Consider the following 20,243-nt stretch of genomic DNA (forward strand, 5'->3'; position numbering starts at 1 on the left):
CACTTACTTTGTTAACCTGCGAGGCCTAACAATTCATTCAAGCCGAACCGGTAGTTCCTACGGTTTAGTGGACACCCTGACCTAACCCTCAGGAGTGTCCCAATGCCAAAGCCAGGCCCCAGAACCATCCATCGCTACAGTGACGCCTTCAAGGCCTCTGCCGTTCGCTTGAGCCAGCAGCCCGGCGTGCGGGTCGGCGATGTCGCCCAGTCGCTTTACATCCATCCCTACATGTTGTCTCGTTGGCGACGACTCGCACGGGAGGGCGTTATCGTGACCAAGGGTGCACCGATGGATCCGTCGACCGCGGCCGAGCTGAAGGCGCTGCGCAAGATCAAGCGGCAGTACGAGCAACTCAAGCTCGAGCATGACCTTTTAAAAAAAGCGATCGCGTTCACTTCCGTTCGAAAGGCGAAATCTTCGCCTTCATCGAGCACCACAAGGAAACCTGTCCGGTGAGGACGATGTGCCGCCTCTACCGGGTCAGCGCCGCCGGCTACTACGCATGGGCACGGCGACCGTGCAGTGACCGCCAGACCGAAGATGCCTGCCTGGTGGAGAAGATCCGTCAGGTGCATGAGGCCAGCCGGCACACCTATGGCAGCCCGCGCGTGCATGCCGCCCTCAGGCGCGAGGCCGTGGGCCGCCGCCGCGTGGAGCGGCTGATGCGGCAGGAAGGCCTACGCGCCTGTTCGGCCCGCCTGTATCGCCGACGTCCGCGCCTGGCGCGGTTCCTGGACAGCGTCCCCAGCCGTGCCCACGAGCACCCTTGCCATCGACCTGATCAGATCTGGGTCGGCGATGTCACCTACCTCAAGGTCGCCGGCCAGTGGCGCTACCTGGCGACCGTGATGGACCGCTACTCCCGGCGCCTGCTGGGCTGGGCGCTGGGCTCCGAGCGCACGGCCTCACTGACCCGTCGCGCCCTGGCCGCCGCCTTGCGGACACGCGCGCCGGCCTGCGATACCCTGTTCCACAGCGACCGGGGCATCGAGTTCATGGCCAATGGCTTCAGGCAGGGATTGGAGCGGGCCGGGCTGGCGCAGTCGGTCAATCGGCCGCGCCGCATGAACGACAACGCGCATATGGAGTCATGGAACAAGTCGATGAAGTCGGACATGTATCACCGCTATCGCTTCGACAGTGAACGCTCGCTTCGCTCGGCGGTCAGCGACTACATCCAGTTCTACAACCACCAGCGCCTGCACTCGGCGTTGGGTTATCGTTCACCGGTCGAGTTCGAGCAGTGCTGCTAGAGAATCGGTGTCCACTTTTTCGTAGGAACTGCCACCCGCTTCGCGGGTCGGCTTAATTCAAGCGTTAGGCCGCAGGGGAAAGCATGCGAGACATTGATGCAATTATTGACCGGCTTCGTCTCGCTTACCCAGATATTTCTGCTGACCAGTTAGCCGTTCTGCACCCTGGCATTGACGATGATGGCCTGTGGTTCTTCCGTCACCCTGAAAGTGATGTGGAGTTCCAGCTAGAGTCCAGTACCGGCGCTTGTCCGTTCCTTGCTGAGAGTTCCACATCAGCTGAACGGCTCACGGCGGACACTATTGAGCAAGCTGTTGCATTGGTCGTCGCCGGCCTCGGCTTCACGGGCCGGCGTCCTAACAATCCATTCAAGCCGAACTTGCTTCGCAAGTCGGCTTAGTTCAGGCGTTAGGACTCAAAAGCAAGTGTCACATAACCTGGAGGTGGCAGATGAAGTACGCATTCGTAGTTTCAACCGCTCTACTTGGTCTTTGCACATCAGCCCTCGCGGTAGTTCCAGCTAGCGTCCAGTTCATGGGCTCGTTGCAGCAGGATGGCGCCACGCCCGTTACATTTGATATCCAAATCCCATCTGGCCAAACCGCGAAACTCGAGCTGGGAGACGGTCATGTATTGGCATTCGCTACGGCAGGGAGTCCGGGCCACCTGGACAAGACCACCGTAATTTTAAGTGATGCATCAGGTAAGCAGCTTCACTCGCAGACAATGCCAGATGCAGGCTTATCCAGCACTTCATTCGCATACTTGATCTGCAATGGCGAGATAATTTTCGTGAGCCCCACGCCCGCAGAGAGTCCTTCATGCAGCCAACAGTGAGGCCTGAAAGTTCATTCAAACCGGACTTGTCTGCTCAGCGACCAAGTCGGCTTGATTCAGGGTATTGGGCCGCTATGAAACGACTTGCAATCTGTGCGGTGCTGACTTCAGCCTTTAGTGCTTGCAGCTCTGGCACTCCGGTCGCCTTTCACAATACCAGTGAGCATCGCCTGGAGAGTGTCGTGATCTCCGGAAGCGGCTTCGAGGCAAGTTTGGGCGCCATTGCTCCCGGTCAATCAATCACTGTCGACGTCTACCCGTCTGGCGAGTCCGGCTTGGATGTGAGCTTCGCCGCCAAAGGCCAGGACTACTCCTACGGACCACAGGACTACTTTGAGGGAGGCGGTAGCTATAAGGTATCTGCGACGGTCAACCAAGACCTGACGGTTGCGGTGTCTTCGGAGATCAGTCTGTAGTGGGTCGCGGGTCAATCACTGTTGACGTCTGGCCAGACCCTTACTGCGCTCTACTCGGCGACGCCAAGCGGCAGGCATTCTTTCTGATGCCCCGGCCCAGTTCTGATACCTTCTCGGCTGGCGGTTGCGGCTCCGTCAGCACTTACCAAAGTGGCCAGACTTGAGGTAACACCAACAGTTCATTCAAGCCGGACCCGCTCCGCGGGTCGGCTTCATGCATGCGTCAGGCCTTACTCAGGAGCAGTTGGATGCAACAAGAAAAATCCATGCAGGCACTTGGCATTGCCTTCCTCGGTTGCGGTGCATCATTTCTTGCCGTGGGAATCGCAACTCGCCTACTGGCCTTCACCGTCCTGGGCCCGGTATTTCTTGGCTTGGGTGTCGTGTTCCTGGCGACTTCCAGAGCACGCTCCATATCCAACACCGACCAAGACGGGAAGCCCGATAAGTCGCGGTCGTAGGCCTGGCTTTTCATTCGAGCCGAACCGCTTTGCGCCAGCGCTCGGTTCGACCATCAGGTGCCGCAGGAGAGATCGTCGTGTCCGCAACAGGTTCGAGATACACAGTCGCGTATTCCATTCCCAGCGTCGAGACTTACCGGCGGCTGCGGCTGGCTGCGGGGCTTAGTGCCAAGACGGTCGCGGCTGCGGAACGGGGTTTGCCTAATACCCTTTTCGGTGTCCAGATCCTGTGCGGGGATGAGCCGGTCGGAATGGGCCGCGTCATCGGCGACGGCGGCACCTTTTACCAGGTGGTGGATATCGCTGTATTGCCCGAGCACCAGGGTCGCGGTGTTGGGAAACGAATCATGGAAGAGATAGCCGGCTACATTGCACGCGAAGTGCCGGAGTCAGGCTATGTCAGCCTGTTGGCGGATGGCGAGGCCTACCGCCTTTATCAGCACTTTGGCTTCGCTCTCACGGCTCCGGCAAGTGTTGGAATGGCCCTCCTCAAAGGGGCGGGAACCCGGAGCTGACCGTTCGCCCTGCCGTGTCGCAGCCTTGTCTCGATGAGACGCCAGCTTGTGCTACGCCAGCGGGGCACGCGGCGCGCTTTTCCGTGATACCCGCTGCGGCACATGGCATGCTTTAATCCAAGTTGATCAAAGCAGCGGCCGTGGCCCAAGGAATCGTGCATGAGAATCAAGCTCGTTGTGCTGGCTGCGGCCATCGCCGCTTCTGGCGGTCACCCCGCGCTGGCTTCTGCTGAACCGGCTTCACTGATGACGCTTGACGAAACGATTGCGGCTCTTGATACCGCCGTGTTTGATGCCTTCAATCATTGCCAGGATCCTGGCCAGCTTGAGAAGCACGCCAGCTACTTTGCCGAGGATGTCGAGTTCTACCATGACACCGGCGGGGTCACCTGGAACAGGGAAGACATGCTCGCCAACACGCGCAAATATGTCTGCGGCCATTTCACCCGCGAGCTGATACCGGGCACGCTCGAGGTCTATCCGGTCAAGGACTTCGGCGCCATCTCGCGCGGCTCACACCGCTTTTGCCAGACATCGAGCGGCAAGTGCGAGGGTCTGGCCGACTTCACCATTGTGTGGCATCAGAATGGCGACAAGTGGGAAATTACCCGGGTACTCAGCTATGGGCATCGCGCGGCCGCGGATGGGTCGTGACAAGTCAGTTCAGTCACACGAGCAGACATGACAAGCGGCCATGGACAGACCCTGGCACGGTAATGACGCTACCCGTAACTAATGCCGCTTGGCGGTGCTTCTTTCTCCCGCAAACACTGTCCAAGGCAAACAATGCTGATCTCCAGAAGTAGCCAGGCCGGCCTGGCGCTGCTGACCAGTCTCCTCCTGGCGTGGGCGGGCGCCGTGGGAGTGACTCCAATAAAGCTGACACTGCCCCTTGCCGCGCTCGCTGGTCTGGTCGCCCTTGTGCTGCTGGCCTCTCAAGCGCGTGCCGCGCATCGGATTTCAGGGTGGCTGCGGTTCCTGGCAGCCGCATTCATTGTTTACTTCATCTGTTGGGGCGCGCTTACCGTCATTGCCCAAGGGTAAGTGCCGCAGCCTGAAGCGTGCGCGCGAGACCACCCGGCAGTTGCCGCGACCGAGCGTTGTAGCAACGCCGAAAAAGCCAAGCAGTTCACGAAACAGGCCCGCTGGCGGACGACTGACGGGCTACTGGCGGCGTGCTGTCGTGGCGCGGCCGCGCTGACGAGGCCAGGCTGAGGCCGCTACACTCAACCCGGGACTTTTCATGGATTACGAAATGCAGATCTCAGCGTCCACCATCCGTCGCCTCCGCACCGAGAGGGGCTGGTCACAGGATCAACTGGCCAGCGCAGCGGGGCTCAGTCTACGTACGGTACAGCGAGTCGAATCGCAGGGCATCGCCTCAATGGCCACGACGGTGAGCCTGGCCGCCACCTATGGCGTGCCGTTGACCTCGCTCCACGACACTTCATGCAAGCCGGAACCGGCAAATCAGTCTGGACCCGCCTGGTCGTTCCTGCTCGGCCTGGCAATCCTGTCGCTGGCCTGCCTGAGCCAATCCGGACACGTGGCCGGACCGTGGGCACAGGCCTTTTACGCCATCAACCTGCTGCTGGTTGCGATCGGGTTGCTGCTTGCAACTCCCTTCGCCATGCAGTGCGTGCGGCGGCGGCGTTTCGCTGGCCCGGTGCTGGCAGTGCTTGGGGTGCCGCTGGTGACCCTGTTGGCGGGCGGTCTTGTTTTCGGGATGCTCAGTGGCCGGCTACCAAGCCCGGCATTGCTCGGAATGGGCGCTGCCGGAGCAGCGCTCGTCGCCATGGCGGTCAGGGAGATGGGTCGCGACGGTCGGCTGGCGGGCGATAGGTCTTCGCGGTCAATGCCGCTTGGCGGTGCCGTTTGATTAGCGACTCAGGCTCTGTAATGAGAATTCGCCGACTGCTGGCTTTCTGCTTTCTGACTGTATGGTCAGGCGCCGTCAGTGCGACAGGCACGCTCTATTTTGGTGGAGATGGCTACGATATTTTCATGGAAATCGGACATGTCGACCAACCGGTCGTCGCCAGCCTCAAGGTATCTACACCTCGTGCACCCGCAGGTGTCCTTCTTCGCGAACACTTCAAAACCGAAGTCTTCGATACCGAGGCCCGGATTCTGAAGATACGGTTTGAGCAGCAGACCCCCGGGCAGGAGCCGGCTAGCTTTACGCTCGACGTTGATGGCAACGAAGGCTCGCTTGCCATAGACGACCGGCTCATCAAGGCACCCTTCGGCTGGGAGATGTAACCGGCTATGCGCGCTTCATGTCTCCTGCTGCTTGGCTTGCTTTTAGCTTGTTCTGCGGGCAGTTGACCGGATACAGCCGCACATTCATCGGTACTTCTTGCCGGCACCAGCCTGATCCATGTCGGCAACACCCCACCGTACTGGATGCGCTCGCTACTGACAGCGGACATCTCATTGCAAGCGACATGATCGCCGAGGCCGGGGCGACGCTCAGCCGACGCCTCGATGACGGCTCGATCGCCAGAGCGCACAATAGCCAAGCGCTACTCGGCTATTGTGCTGCAGGAACGCGGCGGGGATCTTATCGGTGCGTTCGGTCCTCAATCCTGTGTCGATTCGCGCAAGGCAATTCGAGCAAGTTGATGTTTGCCACCGATAAGCGATTACGTTATCAATAGCCTTGAATCCAGTCGGCAGGGGACCCGCCATGCAGTTGAAGCGCTTGCTGTTGCCCTCGTACTGGCTGCCACGCCGGTTGCATCTGCCCAGTCCGCGCCGGATCCTTTGCTCGGGGATGACCCTCACGCGAGAGCAGTGCTCGACTGTCATGCCGACTACGCGCACTGCATGGGCCAGCTGAATGACTTTCCCCGTTCGGTGGCGGAGACGGCGAACAGCAGTGACAACCTCGACATCGCGCTTGACCGGCGCCAATACCAGGCGACGCAGAACCAGATGATCCGTGAGTACGCATTTTCATACACGCTGGACGTATACCTGAGCAGCAGCACCAGCTCGCTCTGAACGTTTCGAGGCCAGCAATCCGAGGCAGCGCCGATATGGCTTACCGAGTGAATGGATGACGATGCTGGCGGTCCTTGTCATATCGCTCGTGCTTGCAGGTCCGCTTGCCGGTGTTGCGCTCGGACTTGCCTCACGCCGGTTGGCAATCAAGCACGGGCGCATGATCAACGTGTCGATGGCGGCGCTACTGATGCTATGCATGGCAGTGCTGGTGGCCTCGGTCAGCCTGCCAGGCCCAGCTAGCCGGTACGTGGCGGGCAGTGTCGGTTGGTATCTGCGTAGCTGGCTGGCAGCACCCGGCATCGGTCTGCTGATAGCCACTCCGACCCTGCTGGCGCTCGCCGCCGCTGCCGCGCCACAACAACGTTACAGACCTGCGATATTTGGCCTGGTGCTGGCATACGCGGCGATGGTACCGATGTTGTTTGCGGTCATTTTTGTCGGCTGCAACCACGCCGGTGCCTGTCTCTGAATCAAGTTGCCAGTCGCCGACATACGAGGCGCCATGACCTCCATCAACAGCAACGTGGCCGCTTCGTTGCAGCGGCAGACCAGCACCGCTGCATTGTCATGGCCGATAGCGCACCAGCAGGACTTGCCAGTGGCCGGAGTAATGGGCTTGGATATGCAGCGTGCATTCTCCATTCCCCAGAGCCATTTCATCCGCCATGACCAGCCACCGGGTAAAGTTTGATTTCGTCGTCCATTTCAGCAATGGCGGCAGCTTGTCTGCGCAGGACTTCCGTCTCGACATACCGGGCGCTGACATCAGCGATGATGCGTTGGCCGCCTACCTCATCCAGGACATGCGCCTGCTGATGGCCGGGCGCGTGGACATCCGCAACAAGCAGATCATCCAGGAAGCGCACAAGCGTGGTGCGATTGCGGTGGCCGGGCTGCCACAGGCGACGGTGGATCTGTCCGCTGCGGACATGCCGGCCAGCGCGTTGCTGGCGCAGGCACGGCGACAGCCATTGCGGGTGCTGGCCGCAGATGGCGAGAGCTACACCGTGTCGCGACTGGTGCCTTGAATCCCTGCCTGAAACAGGCAGCCGGCGGCGGCTAACGCCAGCCCGGCTGCCAAGGCCTCGTCACGCGGTGGCTGCAGCTGGCCGGCGCACTGCACGGATCCTGCGACTCTCACCGCCACCGCAATAAAACAGCTCGGCACCGTCCGACTCCAATCCGCTGACACCGACACCGGCTGGCATCACCAGGCGCTGCAGCACCTGGCCGGTAGCGGGGTCGATTCGGCGCAGTTCGCTTTCCTCGGCTTCCCAGGTGCCGTGCCAGAGTTGGCCGTCGACCCAGCTGACGCCGGTGACGAAGCGATTGCTTTCGATGCTGCGCAGGACCTTGCCGGTCTCCGGGTCGATCTGATGGATACGGCGGTCGCGATACTGGCCCACCCACAGGCTGCCTTCGGCCCAGGCCATGCCGGAATCGCTGCCGTTGCCCGGCGCTGGTATCGAATGCAGTACCTGGCCGGTGGCGGGGTCAATCTTGTCGATGCGGGCTTCGGCAATCTGGTACAGGTGGGTGCCATCGAAGGCGGTACCGGCGTCGCCGACGCGCTCCAGCGTGCGTGCTGGCAGGCCGGATTCGATGTCCACGGCGATCAGTCGCGGGCCAACCGCGGCCCAGACATGCTTTCCGTCGTAGGTCACGCCGTTGACGCTGGTGCCGTCTTCGAACGGTCCGTATTCGCGGACGATTTCAGCCGCGGATGCGGCGGCATCATGATTGCCGCGGGAGGTGTTTTCAGCGTTCATCATCGAGCTCCTTGGAGGTGCGCGGAGTGGCACCGCGGGGCCAATCTAGCCGGCTGGCAGCGTTGACGGGAGTAACAAGACTGTCGTGAATCCAAGCAGCGGCGGTGCCAGCCAGCGCTGCGTGCGCCCTTGGCCGATGGAGCGCACCCGCTGCCGTGCCTGCAGCTCGACCAGCGCGCGTTGCACGGTGCGCTGACTGTCGCCCAGGGCCAGCGACAACGCCGAGGTCGACCACGCCATGCCGTCGGCCAGCAATGCCAGCAGTGCCGCCTGTTCGCCGTCGATCGGCGGTTCCAGCACGACCACGCCGGCGCTTCTTGGCCGCAGCAGGAAGCCATGCTCGCTGGCCACGACGGTGAACATCGGCTTGGCCAGGCGGCGCAGGCGCCCAATCTCCACCCGCAGCCGGGCGCGGTGCGATTCATCCGGATAGGGAGTCGGGAAGGCGGCGGCGATCAAGGATTCGCGACTGGCAGACGCTGGCCAGGCCAGCGCCAACGTCTTTGCCAGCGCGAACAGCAGTGGTCGCCGCGCCAGCGATTGCCAGGCACTGCCTGCATGCAGGCCACGACGGCAGCCATCGATAACCAGCGTGTCCGCCGCCAGCACCTGTTGCACCTCGCGCAGGCACAGCGGCTGCTCACGGCCGTGGGCAAAACAGCGCGCCGCGGGCTGTCGCAAGCTTGCACCGGCGCTCTCGACTTCCGCCGACAGCGCAGCGATGCCGGCGCGTTGTGCGGAAAGCCGCGCCCGCGCCAGTGCGTCCTCTGCCTCATCCACCCTCAATGCGCGCAACGCCAGTTCGGCGGCCACCATGTTGGCCATCGCCGCCAGTGCCGGTGGCAAGGCCTGGCCATGCAACTGCTGCAGGCTGTCGCCGGCGGCCTGCAGGCGGCCGATCAACAGCGCGCGCCGCGCCATCAAAAGATGGGCATGCAAGGCGTTGCCGGTGTCGCCATGCAGCTGCAGGGAGTCGGCCGCCGCCCGCAACGGTTGCGTGGCACCGCGCAGGTCGCGCATGGCCAGTGCCACTTCGGCATCGGCGACCACGCAGCGGGCGCGGGCGATGATTTCATGGTGGCCGAATCCACGTACCGCGCGCCGCAGCAACTCGCGTGCCCGCGGGTGTTCGCCGAGCTGGGCCATGGCGATGCCGCGCAACGCCAGCGCCGCCGGGTCTTCGCGCAGCGCCACCCGCTGCAACGCGCCCAGTGGATCACCGGTGGCCAGCGCACGCCCGGCGGCGGCAATCAGAGAGTCCATGCCGGCAGGCTACCGCGCCGTCCGCTGCCTGCCCAGTGTGGGCCTAGCGCTTGCGATGATCAGCCCGCCGGTTGTGCCTTGACCGTGGCAATCCAGTCGTCGACGGCCGCTTCCAGCACCGCCAGCGGCATCGCGCCATTGCCGAGGATCAGGTCGTGGAATGCGCGGATGTCGAAGCGTTCGCCCAGCTCGCTGCGCGCGCGTTCGCGCAGTTCGACCATCTTCAGGTGACCGACTTTGTAGGAGCAGGCCTGGCCGGGCTGGACCAGATAGCGATAGATTTCGGTCCGCACCTCGGCCAGCGACATGCCGGTTTGCGCGTGCATGTAATCGATGGCCTGCTCCGGGGTCCAGCGCTTGCGATGCAGGCCGGTGTCCACCACCAGGCGCACCGAGCGGAACAATTCCGCACGCAGGCGGCCGATGTCGCCCCAGGGATCATCCTGGTACAGGCCCATTTCCGCCGCCAGTTGTTCGGCGTACAACGCCCAGCCTTCGGTGAAGGCACTGGGGTTGAGGCTGCGTCGCAGCAACGGCAGATCACTCAGGGTCTGCCCGATCGAGATCTGGAAGTGATGGCCGGGCGAGCCTTCGTGATAGGTCAGCGTCGGCAGGCTCCAGCGGGTGTTGGATTCGCGATTGCCGAGGTTGATGAAGAACAGTCCGCCGCGGGAACCATCCAGCGCCGGCGGCAGGTAATAGGCGCCAGGCGCGGTTGCCTGTGCGTCGGCCGGCACCATCCGCACCTCCAGCGGCTGCGGCGGCACCCGACCGAAATAATTCGGCACCTGTGGCTTGAGTTTGGCCAGCGCGTGCTCGATGTCGGCGACCACCTGCGCGTGGCCGGCGTCGGAATCGTCGTACTGGAAGCGCGGATCCTTGACCAGTTGCGCCATGCGTTCGCCAACCGTGCCCTGGTCCATGCCCTGCGCGCGCAGCAACTGGTCCATCCGCTGCTGGATGCGCGCGACCTCGGACAAGCCGATGCGATGGATTTCATCGGCGTCCAGGTCGGTGCTGGTGTTCCAGCGCAGCGCTGCATCGTAGTAGGCATCGCCATCGGGCAGCGCCCACATGCCATGGTCACCGGGATGGGTGGCGATGACCTCTTCCAGCCGCGCCAGCAGGCGCGCGTAACCGGGATTGGTATCGGCTTGGACTGCGGCTTCGGCCTGGGCGATCAACTGCTCGCGGCGTCCTGCCGGCAGGGTGAGCTTGTCCAGCTTGTGCGCCAGTGCCACGACGAAGCGACTGGACGCCACCGGCGGCTGGATCAGACTGCGAATCTGGGCGGCCGCGCCCTCCAGCGCGGTCTGTGGCGGCACCACGCCGTGCGCGGCCTGCATGTCAAAGTTGGCCCGCACCTGGTCCAGCTTGCTGCCGATGGCATGCAGCCGCGAGATGTAGGCCAGCGCGCTGGCTTCATCCTTGACCACGTGCTGGTTTTCCATGAACTGCGGCAGCGTCACCGGGATGCTGAAAAGCTGGTCGACCGCGTAAGTCGTGGCGCCGGCGGGCAACCAGGCCGGCGACCAGTCATAGGCCATCATTTCGATCTGGCGCTGGTAGAACCAGCGCGCCAGGCCCAGGCTCCAACGGTCCTGGTCGGTGACCGGAACGGACTTGGCACGCTGTTCCAGTTGCGCCAGATTTTCCTGCAGCATCGTGCGCAGTTCGGCCCGGCGCGGCAGCGACACATCGGTCAGCTGGCCGGACAGATCGATACCATCGCCGGAGATGCCCAGCATGGTCCGCAGTTCGGGGTTGTTGACCACCGAGCGCTGGGTCTGCGCATCCAGCAGCGCGCCAATCGAATCGGTTGCCTGCGTCGCGGCCGTCGTTGGCGCGGCTGTCGCCGCAAAAGTTGGCGTGGTCAGCACCAGCGCGGTGATGCAGGACAGGAAAAGAATCGTATGGCGACGCATGTGGCTCCCCGTGGCGCGTTGATCGAAACGCCGGAGCATCGCATATGTGAGAAAAACAACCTACGACACCATCACAGTTGGCGCCAGCAATGGCGGCTGTGCCGGTTACCGATGACCGCGACGCTGCTGAAGCCTCAACGCTTGGCGCCAGCTAGTAAGCGAACTCGCGGAACACGCGATCGATGTCGCCGTTCCATTCGCCATGGAACAACGCCAGCTTGCGTTCGGCCGGGGTCTGGTTGGCGTCGATGATCTCGATCAACGCATCCAGGAAGCCGGTCTCGTCCTTGCCATCGCCGTTGAGAATCGCGCGGCGGCGCAGGCCGGCCACCGAAATCTTCAATGCCTCTGCCGCCAGTTCGCGCATGCTGGCATGGCGGAAGGGCAGGCGCAGGCCGTGCTCGGGCACGCCATCGCGCAGTGCATGGCGCTCTTCCAGGGTGAAATCCTTGACCAGATCCCAGGCCGCATCCAGTGCGGTCTGGTCGTACAGCAGTCCAACCCAGAACGCCGGTAGCGCACACAGCCGATTCCACGGGCCGCCATCGGCGCCACGCATCTCCAGGAACTTCTTCATCCGTACTTCCGGGAATGCGGTGGTCAGGTGATCCGACCAGTCGGTCAAGGTCGGCAGCTGGCCCGGCAGCACCGGCAAGCGACCCTGCATGAAGTCGCGGAAACTCTGGCCGCTGGCATCGTGGTAGATGCCGTCGCGGTAGCTGAAGTACATCGGCACGTCGAGGATGTAATCGACGTAGCGCTCGTAGCCGAAGCCGTCTTCGAAGACGAAATCGAGCATGCCGGTGCGATCCGGATCGGTGTCGGTCCAGATATGCGAGCGGTAGCTGAGGTAACCGTTGGGCTTGCCCTCGGTGAACGGCGAATCGGCAAACAGCGCCGTCGCCACCGGCTGCAATGCCAGCGATACCCGGAACTTCTTGATCATGTCGGCTTCGGAGCCGTAGTCCAGGTTGACCTGCACGGTGCAGGTGCGGGTCATCATGTCCAGGCCCAACTGGCCGACCTTGGGCATGTAGCTCTTCATGATCTGGTAGCGGCCCTTGGGCATCCACGGCATCTCATCGCGCCGCCACTTGGGCTGGAAGCCCATGCCGAGGAACCCGAGCTGCAATTCGTCGGCGACCTGCTTCACTTCGCGCAGGTGGCTGCCGACTTCGACGCAGGTCTGGTGGATGTTCTGCAGCGCGGCACCGGACAGTTCCAGTTGCCCGGCCGGTTCAAGGGTCACCGACGCGCCGTTGTGGGTCAGCGCGACCACGCGCTCGTTCTCGGTCACCGGTTGCCAGCCAAAGCGGGTCAGGCCCTTGAGCAGGGCCTCGATGCCGCGCTCGCCGTCGAAGCCCGGTGGCCGCAGATCGTCGAGCCGGAAGCCGAACTTTTCGTGCTCGGTACCAATCCGCCAGTCGCTGCTGGGCTTCTCGCCCGAGGCGATATAGGCCACCAGTTGATCACGGGAGGTAACAGGAACGGCGTCAACGTGGCTGGGACTGGACAAGGCGGACTCGCACGCGGAATGGGGAAGACGAACTGGGGCCTGTGTCCCGGTTCGCAAGGCATTCACTATACCCGGCGGTCGCGCTCGCAGCGTTGCGCTGGATCATGTTCAGTGTTCCGCGGCCGCGCGGTGGCGACCGCGAGAGACGCCTGGTCATGACCATGATGTGCGGCGGACAACACCGGCGCCGCACGGATCGCGCTTATTCGCCGTCGGCGGCCTGCGGCGTGGCCGGACCAAAGCCCAGCCAGCGGCATACCACCGCGCGGGCTTCATCCACGCCCTGCTTCGATGAGCCGGAAAAGGTCTGCACGCTGACGGTATCGCCGAACTTGGAAAACAGTTCCTTCCTGACCGCCTGCAGCGCCTGCGCCTGTTGTCCGCGGCCCAGTTTGTCGGCCTTGGTCAACAGGGCGTGCGCCGGGATGCCGCGCGAGACGGCGTAGCTGAGCATGTGCCGGTCGTAGTCCTTGAGTGGATGACGGATGTCCATCACCACCACCAGTCCTTTCAGCGCCTCGCGCTCACGGAAGTAGCGATCCAGGAATGCCTGCCAATGATCCTTGAGGTCATGCGGCACTTTGGCATAGCCATAGCCAGGCAGATCGACCAGGTATTTGTCGGCGGCCACTTCAAAGAACACCAGCTGCTGGGTGCGGCCGGGCGTCTTGGAGACGCGGGCCAGTGCGTTCTGGCGGGTCAAGGCATTGAGCGCGGTCGACTTGCCGGCGTTGGAGCGGCCGGCAAAGGCGACTTCATGGCCGATGTCATCCGGCAACTGCCTGGGAATGTGCGCCGCCAGCAGGTAGCGGGCTTTTTCGAGGGGATTGGACATGCCAATAGCATGGCATGCCAGCGGCTTGAAGGGGTCGGCCAGCGTCGCCGGGCGGGGCTGGCGGCGGCTCCAGGAGTAACCTGCAGGCGCTCGCGCTCGCGCCGGATCGCCGGGGAGCGCCAGCTTTCATTGACCTACAGGCGCACCGGCGACGATAATTGAACGGTTTCGCGGCCGCCATTCAGGTGCCGCTTCTGATCAGTGTTACGGAGCTTTAGCATGCGCCACGCTCGCGTTATGGGACTTGCTGGACTGGCTGTTGCCGCCATTGGCGCGGCTGCTTACGCCTATGCGGCACAAACGACGGTTGTCCCGGTGCCGGACAACGAGCCGGTGAAAACCAGCGAACTGGTGGATCTGAGCAAGACCACCTGGGGCGATGCCAAGGCCGGGCAGACCAAGGCCGCGGCCTGCGCCGCCTGCCATGGCGCCGACGGCAACCCGAGCGATCCGCAGTACCCGCGCCTGGCTGGCCAGAGCGAACGCTATACCGCCCACCAGCTGGCCCTGTTCGCCTCCGGTGAACGCAATACCGGCATGGCCGCGGTGATGGTGCCGTTTGCCCAGACCCTGACCGCGCAGGACATGCGTGACGTCGGCGCCTACTTCGCCACCCAGAAATCCGGTGCCGGCCTGGCCGATGACACGCTCATCACCGAAGGCACGTACAAGGACAAGAAGTTCTACGAAGTCGGCCAGCAGCTGTATCACTCCGGCGACACCGCACGCGGCATCCCCGCCTGCATGGCCTGCCACGGTCCGACCGGCGCCGGTAATCCCGGTCCGGCCTACCCGCATGTCGGTGGCCAGCAGCAGGCCTATGTGGTCCGCCGCCTGGAGGAATACCGTGCAGGCACCACCGGCCAGAAGGATCCGGCGCTGTTCAACATCATGGCGCAGGTGACGCACAACCTGACCGATCAGGAAATCCAGGCGCTTGGCAGCTATCTGCAGGGCCTGCACGACCGTGCCGACGACGCCGCGGTCGCCCAAGGCGCGAAGGCCCCGCACTGATCCGGCGGCAGTCATCGCCAGCGCGGGTTTTCGCGTTCAGGTTCATTCCAGCACGCCGGCCTACCATGGCCGGCGTTTGTTTTTGTCCCAAGAGGAAGTGACGATGAAGTCCGCGCTGATGAAGTCCTGCTGGTTGCTGCTGGTTGCCTGCCTGATGTGGCTGCCCGGAATGGCGATGGCCGCCGAGCCGGTGGCGGGCGTGGATTACGAATTGATTGACGGCGGCAAGCCTTATGCGCCGCTCAATGGCAAGGTCGAAGTGGCCGAAGTCTTCGCCTATCCGTGCATCCACTGCGCGCATTTCGAACCCATCGTCAGCGCATGGGCCCGCAAGCAGCCGTCCTATGTACGTTTCACCCCGGTGCCTGCCGGCCTCAACAGCTCCTGGGTGCCCTATGCCCGCGCCTACTACGCGGCGCAATTGACCGGGGTGCTGCCGAAGACCCATGACGCGGTGTTCAAGGCCCTGCATGAAAGCGGCACCCTGCCGGCGCGCAATGCCACCGCCGAGGAGCTGACCCGCTTCTATGCCAGCTATGGCGTCAACGCCAGCACCTTCAACGACACCCTTCGCGGGCCCAAGGTCGATGCGCTGATGAAGCAGGCCAATGATTTCGTCATGGCCAGCGGTATCCGCGGCACGCCAACGCTGGTCATCAACGGCAAATACCGGGTCACCGGCGGCAAGACCTTCGACGACGTCTTGCAGATTGCCGACTATCTGGTCGCCAAGGAACATGGCCGCGCGCCGAAGACCGGTAAAGCGTCCGCGGGCAACTGAGCCCTGCCATCTGGCGGGTGACAGCGCCGGCCGCAGGCAACAGAATGCGGCATCTCTTCCACCGGCCTGCACCTCTGGCAGGCCGCGCCAACCAACGCTGGAGTAAATCGATGAAAACCCGTCTTGTAGTGATGATGCTGGCCTTGCTGCCGCTGTTCGCGGCCTGCAGCGGTGAAACCACCGCCCCGGGTGCCACCGCGCCAGCCGCGCAGACCCCGGCCGCCGACGTCGCCGAGAGCGCCACCCCGGATGCCACCGCAGCCGCGCCCAGCGACACCGCAGCGCCGGCGCCCGCCGCCGCCGCCGAGGCTGGCAGCGATGCTCCGGCCGCGCCCAACAACAACCCGGTGCTGCCGCCGGTCGGCCCGGAGCCGGTGGAAGGCGTGGATTACGAAGTCGTCGCCAACGGCAAGCCGTATGCCCCGCTGGACGGCAAGATTGAAGTGGTCGAAGTATTTGGCTACATCTGCCCGGCCTGCGCCGCGTTCCAGCCCAGCGTGGCCGCCTGGCACGACAAACTGCCGGCCGACGTGCGCATGACCTACGTGCCGGTTGCCTTCGGTCCGGAGTGGGAACCCTACGCCAAGGCGTTCTACGCGGCCCAGGCCAAGGGCCTGGTCGACAAGACCCACAACGAGGTGTTCAAGGCCATCCACCTGAGCAACAGCCTGCCGCGCGAAGGCCAGAAGCCGGATCCGGCCAAGGTCGCCCAGTTCTATGCCGGTTATGGCGTCGACGCCAATGAATTCCTGGGACTGATGAACAGCTTTGGCGTCAACGCCCAGATCAAGCGGGGCATGCAGTTCGCCGCACAGTCAGGGGTCACCGGCACGCCGACCATCCTGGTCGACGGCAAGTACCGGGTACTGGGCAAGAGCTGGGAAGACAAGCTGCGCATCACCGACCATTTGATCGCGCGTGAACGCGCCGGGCGCTAAGCTTTTTAAATGACCCCATCGTCGTCCCCCAACGGCACCGACGGCATACGCCGTCTGCGCCTGCTCAGCGCCAACATCCAGGCCGGCTCCAGCACCCGCCGCTACAGCGATTACTTCACTCGCAGCTGGTCGCATGCCTTGCCGGCCGGCAACAAACGCGGCAGCCTGGATGCCATTGCCAAGCTGGCCGGGGAACACGACATCGTCGGCCTGCAGGAGGCCGATCCCGGCAGTCTGCGCTCGGGCTTCACCAACCAGACCCACTATCTGGCCGAGCGCGCCGGCTTTGACTACTGGAGCCACCAGCCCAACCGCGACGTGGCCCGGGTTGCCGGCAGCGCCAATGGCCTGCTCAGCCGGCTGGAACCGGTCGAGGTCACCGACCATTCGCTGCCTGGCCGGATCAGTGGCCGCGGAGTACTGGTGGCGCGCTTTGGCCAGGGCAACGACGGGCTGACCATCGCGGTCGCGCATCTGTCGCTGGGTGCCAACTCGCGCAAGGCGCAGCTGGCCTTCATTGCTGAAATCCTGGCCGAATCGCGCCATGCGGTGCTGATGGGCGATTTCAACTGCGTGCCGGATCGGCCGGAGATGGAGCTGCTGTACAACCGCAGCTATCTGCGTCCGCCAACCCATTGCGTGCCGACCTTCCCCAGCTGGCGACCGCAGCGGGCCATCGACCATATCCTGGTCAGCGAATCACTGGTCTCGGAAAACGCCAGCGCGTTTCCGGCCGCCAACTCTGATCACCTGGCGCTGGCGATGACCATCGCGGTGCCCGACCAGGCGTTGCGCTAGCGCGCCTTCAGCCGCTCAACAGCAGGCTGACCCCCATCACCGCCATGAACACCGCGAACACCCGCTTCAGCGACTGCGCGCTGATCGCGTGTGCCAGCCGCGTGCCGTAAGGCGCGGCGATCACCGCGGCGACCGCCACCCCGATCGTCGCCGGCAGGTACACGTAGCCGATACTGTGCGCCGGCAAGGCGCCGGCTGGTGCATGCAGGATGTAGCCGAGGGCACTGCCGATGGCGATCGCGACCCCGCAGGCGCTGGAGGTACCGACCGCGCGCACCGGCAACACCCCGCGCCAGACCAGCAACGGCACGGTCATGCTGCCGCCGCCGATGCCAACCACCGCCGATATCGCGCCGATGACGCCACCGGCGCCGGTCATCGGCAGCCCCGCCGGCGGCGGAGTGGTTGCGCTGGCCGCCTTTGCGCCGCGTCCTCCCCAGGCCATCTGCGCGGCGGCGATGAAGCAGTAGCCGGCCACCACCCAACGCAACACCTGGCCATTCAGATGCACTGCCAGGCCACTGCCCAACCAGCCGCCCAGCAACAGCCCCGGCACCATCCACGCCACCGTCGACCACATCACGCTGCCACGCCGGTGGTGCGCCCATGCCGACGAGGCACCGGTCAGCACGATGCTGGCCAGCGAACTGGCCAACGCCGCATGCACCACCTGCTGCTCGCCGATGCCGTACCACGGCAGCAGCCAGATCAGCGCCGCCACCAGTACCAGGCCACCGCCGATGCCCAGCAGACCGGCCAGAATCCCGGCCACCACGCCCAACAGCGGAAACACCCAAAGACCTTCCAAGCGCTTGCTCCCATTGTAAATATTCATCACAGGCGTTCAGCTGGCTTTGGTATGTTCACGCCATGAATCGCCGCCTATCTTCGCTTGTCATCGCCGTCGCTGCCGGTATTTTCGCCCCGTTCTGCGGCCATGCACAGAATCTGGATGCACAGCGTCCGCAGGTCGCCGCGGCGCTGGAAGCCGCCAGCCGTGGCCAACTGGACGCCAGCCAGGCCGCCGCCATCCGCAACCATCCGGTCTACGGCTGGGTCGAGCTTGCCAGCATGCAGCGCGACATGGATGCGGTCAGCAACGCCCAGGCACAGGATTTCCTGCGTCGTTACCAGGGCCAGGCAGTCGCCGACAGTTTCCGCAGCCTGTGGCTGGCAGCCAGCGCACGGCGCGAGGACTGGAGCGCCTTCAGCGCCGCCTGGCAGCCCAGCGACAGCATCGCCCTGCGCTGCGCGGACCTTAGCGCACGCCAGGCCAATGGCAAGCTGGATCAGCAATGGACCCGCGATGCGCAGGCCATCTGGCGCGAAGGCAGCAAGTCGCTGCCCGATGGCTGCGATCCGGTGTTCGCCCAGCTGGCCACCCAGGGCGATCTGTCGCCGCAGCTGCGCTGGCAGCGCATCGATGCGGCCGCCGCCGAACAACAGACCGGGGTGATGCGCGCCGCTGCCCGCGGCCTGCCCGCCAACGAGGCGGCGCAGGCCACTGCCTATGCCGCCTTCATCGACAGCCCCAATGCCAGCGCGTTGAGCTGGCCAAAGGACCAGCGCAGTCGCGAAATGGCTGCCATCGGCCTGGCCAAACTGGCGCGCAAGGATCCCGACAGCGCCGAGCGCCAGTTGCCGCAGTTCGCCCAGGCTTTGGGCATGGACCAGGCCCAGCAGGGCCAGGTGCTGTACCAGATTGCATTGTGGACGGTGGCCTCATACCTGCCTGATTCGGCGCGCCGGCTCAACAACGTGCCCGAAGCCAGCTACGACGAGCGCCTGCACGAATGGCGCGTGCGCGAAGCGTTGTCGCGTGGCGACTGGAAGGCGGCACAGGTCGCCTTGCGCAAGATGCCGAAATCGCAGCGCGAGGATTCGCGCTGGCGCTATTTCGAAGCACGCATGGCCGAAAAGAACGGCGACGCCGCCGAGGCCAAGCGCCTGTTTGCCGAAGCTGCGAAGTCGGCGACGTTCCATGGCTTCCTGGCCGCCGACAAGTTGTCGCAGCCTTATGCGCTTTGCCCATGGCAACCCAGGGATTCAGCCGCCGCCCAAAAAGCAGTGGCCAGCGAGCCGGCGCTGGTGCGGGCGATGGAACTGTGGAAGCTGGAAAAGCCCGGCTGGGCGGTGGCCGAGTGGAAGGACGCGATGAGCCGCTTCAATGACGATCAGCGCCGCATGGCGGTGGAGGTCGCGCAGGACAATGGCTGGTTCGACCGCGCGGTGTTCGCGCTCGGTAAGACTCCACAGGGCGAACCGCGGCCGCAGGAGCTGCGCCTGTACCATCTGCGTTTCCCGCTGCACCACGACGCCACCATTCGCCGCGAGGCCGCCCGCAATGCGCTGGATCCGGCCTGGGTGGCAGCGGAAATCCGCGCCGAGAGCATCTTCAATCCCAAGGCCCGTTCGCCGGCCAATGCGATGGGATTGATGCAGGTACTGCCAACCACTGGTGCCGCCACCGCCAGCAAGATCGGGATGCCATGGGGCGGTGCAGCGAGCCTTTATGACGCCGACACCAACATCCGCATCGGCAGTGCCTATCTGCGGCAGATGGAAGACAAGTACGGCATGACCTACGTCGCCATCGCCGCCTACAACGCCGGCCCCGCACCGACCGCACGCTGGCAGTCGCAGCGCCCGGGCTTCGACCCGGACATCTGGATCGAAACCGTCAGCTACAAGGAAACCCGCGAGTACATCGCACGGGTACTGGCTTTCAGCGTGCTCTACGACTGGCGCCTCAATGGCGATGCATTGCCACTGTCGCAGCGCATGCTCGGCCGCATGGATGGCAAGCGCAAAGCCTTCACCTGCAGCGAAGGCAGCGGCGGCGGCAGCGACACCTGAAGCGCACGCTTTCACCCCGCGCGGATTTCTTCGCCCCGGTGTTTGCGGCATCA

25 protein-coding genes are annotated in these 20,243 nt (G+C 64.1%); 19 read left to right on the top strand and 6 right to left on the bottom strand.

Translation table 11 applies throughout. The features are described 5' to 3' along the window. The first annotated feature begins 102 nt into the window (after positions 1–102). From ABB29_RS12900 to ABB29_RS16590, 14 genes are all read left to right on the top strand, one after another. On the top strand, positions 103–459 hold the full coding sequence (locus ABB29_RS12900; RefSeq protein ID WP_057659744.1) for a transposase: 357 nt from the start codon (positions 103–105) through the stop codon (positions 457–459). After that, the gene (locus tag ABB29_RS12905; protein WP_245622635.1) at positions 429–1,256 is read left to right on the top strand and encodes an IS3 family transposase; all 828 of its coding nucleotides are present in this window, start codon (positions 429–431) and stop codon (positions 1,254–1,256) included. Before ABB29_RS12900 ends, ABB29_RS12905 begins: the two co-directional genes overlap by 31 nt. 83 nt (positions 1,257–1,339) lie before the next feature. Then, a complete protein-coding gene (locus tag ABB29_RS12910) occupies positions 1,340–1,657 on the top strand; it encodes a hypothetical protein (RefSeq protein ID WP_057659745.1) in 318 nt (105 codons plus the stop codon). A gap of 511 nt (positions 1,658–2,168) precedes the next feature. Beyond that, the gene (locus ABB29_RS12915; protein ID WP_057659747.1) at positions 2,169–2,510 is read left to right on the top strand and encodes a hypothetical protein; all 342 of its coding nucleotides are present in this window, start codon (positions 2,169–2,171) and stop codon (positions 2,508–2,510) included. 248 nt (positions 2,511–2,758) lie between these two features. Beyond that, positions 2,759–2,971, top strand: a complete 213-nt coding sequence (locus tag ABB29_RS12920) for a hypothetical protein (RefSeq protein ID WP_157062648.1) — start codon at positions 2,759–2,761, stop codon at positions 2,969–2,971. Between the two features lie 77 nt (positions 2,972–3,048). Continuing rightward, positions 3,049–3,486 carry a GNAT family N-acetyltransferase gene (locus ABB29_RS12925; RefSeq protein WP_057659750.1) on the top strand — a complete coding sequence of 146 codons (438 nt, stop codon included), beginning with the start codon at positions 3,049–3,051 and terminating at the stop codon, positions 3,484–3,486. 159 nt (positions 3,487–3,645) lie between these two features. Next, positions 3,646–4,140 carry a nuclear transport factor 2 family protein gene (locus tag ABB29_RS12930; RefSeq protein ID WP_057659752.1) on the top strand — a complete coding sequence of 165 codons (495 nt, stop codon included), beginning with the start codon at positions 3,646–3,648 and terminating at the stop codon, positions 4,138–4,140. 132 nt (positions 4,141–4,272) lie between these two features. Beyond that, the gene (locus tag ABB29_RS16585; protein WP_057659754.1) at positions 4,273–4,530 is read left to right on the top strand and encodes a hypothetical protein; all 258 of its coding nucleotides are present in this window, start codon (positions 4,273–4,275) and stop codon (positions 4,528–4,530) included. A 199-nt stretch (positions 4,531–4,729) separates the two neighbouring features. Next, positions 4,730–5,365 carry a helix-turn-helix domain-containing protein gene (locus ABB29_RS12940; protein ID WP_057659756.1) on the top strand — a complete coding sequence of 212 codons (636 nt, stop codon included), beginning with the start codon at positions 4,730–4,732 and terminating at the stop codon, positions 5,363–5,365. Between the two features lie 20 nt (positions 5,366–5,385). Beyond that, a complete protein-coding gene (locus ABB29_RS12945) occupies positions 5,386–5,748 on the top strand; it encodes a hypothetical protein (RefSeq protein WP_057659758.1) in 363 nt (120 codons plus the stop codon). Positions 5,749–6,315: 567 nt separating this feature from the next. Further along, entirely contained in the window at positions 6,316–6,492 is a 177-nt protein-coding gene (locus ABB29_RS16420; RefSeq protein WP_157062649.1) for a hypothetical protein, read from the top strand. Positions 6,493–6,547: 55 nt separating this feature from the next. Then, a complete protein-coding gene (locus ABB29_RS12950; protein ID WP_157062650.1) occupies positions 6,548–6,964 on the top strand; it encodes a hypothetical protein in 417 nt (138 codons plus the stop codon). A gap of 33 nt (positions 6,965–6,997) precedes the next feature. Further along, a complete protein-coding gene (locus ABB29_RS16425) occupies positions 6,998–7,186 on the top strand; it encodes a hypothetical protein (RefSeq protein ID WP_157062651.1) in 189 nt (62 codons plus the stop codon). Next, positions 7,161–7,523 (top strand): hypothetical protein, encoded by a 363-nt coding sequence (locus ABB29_RS16590; RefSeq protein ID WP_211260747.1) that lies wholly within the window; start codon positions 7,161–7,163, stop codon positions 7,521–7,523. The genes ABB29_RS16425 and ABB29_RS16590 overlap by 26 nt, the downstream gene beginning before the upstream one ends. A gap of 60 nt (positions 7,524–7,583) precedes the next feature. On the opposite strand, the gene ABB29_RS12960 is transcribed toward ABB29_RS16590, so the two are convergent. The 5 genes from ABB29_RS12960 to yihA all read right to left on the bottom strand — a co-directional run bounded on the left by ABB29_RS12960 (position 7,584) and on the right by yihA (position 13,803). After that, entirely contained in the window at positions 7,584–8,264 is a 681-nt protein-coding gene (locus tag ABB29_RS12960) for a glutaminyl-peptide cyclotransferase (RefSeq protein WP_057659761.1), read from the bottom strand. 45 nt (positions 8,265–8,309) lie between these two features. Continuing rightward, complete coding sequence (locus ABB29_RS12965; RefSeq protein ID WP_057659763.1) at positions 8,310–9,527, bottom strand: hypothetical protein; 1,218 nt, start codon at positions 9,525–9,527, stop codon at positions 8,310–8,312. Between the two features lie 59 nt (positions 9,528–9,586). Beyond that, positions 9,587–11,452 (bottom strand): DUF885 domain-containing protein, encoded by a 1,866-nt coding sequence (locus ABB29_RS12970; RefSeq protein ID WP_057659765.1) that lies wholly within the window; start codon positions 11,450–11,452, stop codon positions 9,587–9,589. Positions 11,453–11,603: 151 nt separating this feature from the next. Further along, positions 11,604–12,968, bottom strand: a complete 1,365-nt coding sequence (locus ABB29_RS12975) for a glutamate--cysteine ligase (RefSeq protein ID WP_057659767.1) — start codon at positions 12,966–12,968, stop codon at positions 11,604–11,606. Positions 12,969–13,170: 202 nt separating this feature from the next. After that, the gene (gene yihA, locus ABB29_RS12980; protein WP_057659768.1) at positions 13,171–13,803 is read right to left on the bottom strand and encodes a ribosome biogenesis GTP-binding protein YihA/YsxC; all 633 of its coding nucleotides are present in this window, start codon (positions 13,801–13,803) and stop codon (positions 13,171–13,173) included. A 219-nt stretch (positions 13,804–14,022) separates the two neighbouring features. Here yihA and ABB29_RS12985 point away from each other — a divergent pair, with 219 nt between their 5' ends. The 4 genes from ABB29_RS12985 to ABB29_RS13000 all read left to right on the top strand — a co-directional run bounded on the left by ABB29_RS12985 (position 14,023) and on the right by ABB29_RS13000 (position 17,334). Continuing rightward, positions 14,023–14,817 (top strand): c-type cytochrome, encoded by a 795-nt coding sequence (locus tag ABB29_RS12985; RefSeq protein WP_057659770.1) that lies wholly within the window; start codon positions 14,023–14,025, stop codon positions 14,815–14,817. Positions 14,818–14,935: 118 nt separating this feature from the next. Next, entirely contained in the window at positions 14,936–15,598 is a 663-nt protein-coding gene (locus ABB29_RS12990; protein ID WP_057659787.1) for a thiol:disulfide interchange protein DsbA/DsbL, read from the top strand. 110 nt (positions 15,599–15,708) lie between these two features. After that, on the top strand, positions 15,709–16,536 hold the full coding sequence (locus ABB29_RS12995) for a thiol:disulfide interchange protein DsbA/DsbL (protein ID WP_057659772.1): 828 nt from the start codon (positions 15,709–15,711) through the stop codon (positions 16,534–16,536). Positions 16,537–16,545: 9 nt separating this feature from the next. Continuing rightward, complete coding sequence (locus tag ABB29_RS13000) at positions 16,546–17,334, top strand: endonuclease/exonuclease/phosphatase family protein (RefSeq protein ID WP_057659774.1); 789 nt, start codon at positions 16,546–16,548, stop codon at positions 17,332–17,334. A gap of 7 nt (positions 17,335–17,341) precedes the next feature. Here the strand turns inward: ABB29_RS13000 and ABB29_RS13005 are convergent, their stop codons facing one another. Further along, positions 17,342–18,142, bottom strand: coding sequence for a sulfite exporter TauE/SafE family protein (locus ABB29_RS13005; RefSeq protein WP_245622634.1), 801 nt, complete (start codon positions 18,140–18,142; stop codon positions 17,342–17,344). 62 nt (positions 18,143–18,204) lie between these two features. Here ABB29_RS13005 and ABB29_RS13010 point away from each other — a divergent pair, with 62 nt between their 5' ends. Beyond that, positions 18,205–20,190 carry a transglycosylase SLT domain-containing protein gene (locus ABB29_RS13010; protein WP_057659779.1) on the top strand — a complete coding sequence of 662 codons (1,986 nt, stop codon included), beginning with the start codon at positions 18,205–18,207 and terminating at the stop codon, positions 20,188–20,190. The last annotated feature ends 53 nt before the right edge of the window (positions 20,191–20,243 follow it).

Source organism: Pseudoxanthomonas dokdonensis (genome assembly GCF_001431405.1).
Classification (GTDB): Bacteria; Pseudomonadota; Gammaproteobacteria; order Xanthomonadales; family Xanthomonadaceae; genus Pseudoxanthomonas_A; species Pseudoxanthomonas_A dokdonensis.

Bases quoted from the DNA above. Each gene is read 5' to 3' on its own strand.
- ABB29_RS12900 (WP_057659744.1), top strand. From the start codon at position 103: ATGCCAAAGCCAGGCCCCAGAACCATCCATCGCTACAGTGACGCCTTC.
- ABB29_RS12910 (WP_057659745.1), top strand. From the start codon at position 1,340: ATGCGAGACATTGATGCAATTATTGACCGGCTTCGTCTCGCTTACCCA.
- ABB29_RS12915 (WP_057659747.1), top strand. From the start codon at position 2,169: ATGAAACGACTTGCAATCTGTGCGGTGCTGACTTCAGCCTTTAGTGCT.
- ABB29_RS12920 (WP_157062648.1), top strand. From the start codon at position 2,759: ATGCAACAAGAAAAATCCATGCAGGCACTTGGCATTGCCTTCCTCGGT.
- ABB29_RS12930 (WP_057659752.1), top strand. From the start codon at position 3,646: ATGAGAATCAAGCTCGTTGTGCTGGCTGCGGCCATCGCCGCTTCTGGC.
- ABB29_RS16585 (WP_057659754.1), top strand. From the start codon at position 4,273: ATGCTGATCTCCAGAAGTAGCCAGGCCGGCCTGGCGCTGCTGACCAGT.
- ABB29_RS12940 (WP_057659756.1), top strand. From the start codon at position 4,730: ATGGATTACGAAATGCAGATCTCAGCGTCCACCATCCGTCGCCTCCGC.
- ABB29_RS12945 (WP_057659758.1), top strand. From the start codon at position 5,386: ATGAGAATTCGCCGACTGCTGGCTTTCTGCTTTCTGACTGTATGGTCA.
- ABB29_RS16420 (WP_157062649.1), top strand. From the start codon at position 6,316: ATGGGCCAGCTGAATGACTTTCCCCGTTCGGTGGCGGAGACGGCGAAC.
- ABB29_RS12950 (WP_157062650.1), top strand. From the start codon at position 6,548: ATGACGATGCTGGCGGTCCTTGTCATATCGCTCGTGCTTGCAGGTCCG.
- ABB29_RS16425 (WP_157062651.1), top strand. From the start codon at position 6,998: ATGACCTCCATCAACAGCAACGTGGCCGCTTCGTTGCAGCGGCAGACC.
- ABB29_RS16590 (WP_211260747.1), top strand. From the start codon at position 7,161: ATGACCAGCCACCGGGTAAAGTTTGATTTCGTCGTCCATTTCAGCAAT.
- ABB29_RS12960 (WP_057659761.1), bottom strand. From the start codon at position 8,264: ATGAACGCTGAAAACACCTCCCGCGGCAATCATGATGCCGCCGCATCC.
- ABB29_RS12965 (WP_057659763.1), bottom strand. From the start codon at position 9,527: ATGGACTCTCTGATTGCCGCCGCCGGGCGTGCGCTGGCCACCGGTGAT.
- ABB29_RS12970 (WP_057659765.1), bottom strand. From the start codon at position 11,452: ATGCGTCGCCATACGATTCTTTTCCTGTCCTGCATCACCGCGCTGGTG.
- yihA (WP_057659768.1), bottom strand. From the start codon at position 13,803: ATGTCCAATCCCCTCGAAAAAGCCCGCTACCTGCTGGCGGCGCACATT.
- ABB29_RS12985 (WP_057659770.1), top strand. From the start codon at position 14,023: ATGCGCCACGCTCGCGTTATGGGACTTGCTGGACTGGCTGTTGCCGCC.
- ABB29_RS12990 (WP_057659787.1), top strand. From the start codon at position 14,936: ATGAAGTCCTGCTGGTTGCTGCTGGTTGCCTGCCTGATGTGGCTGCCC.
- ABB29_RS12995 (WP_057659772.1), top strand. From the start codon at position 15,709: ATGAAAACCCGTCTTGTAGTGATGATGCTGGCCTTGCTGCCGCTGTTC.
- ABB29_RS13000 (WP_057659774.1), top strand. From the start codon at position 16,546: ATGACCCCATCGTCGTCCCCCAACGGCACCGACGGCATACGCCGTCTG.
- ABB29_RS13010 (WP_057659779.1), top strand. From the start codon at position 18,205: ATGAATCGCCGCCTATCTTCGCTTGTCATCGCCGTCGCTGCCGGTATT.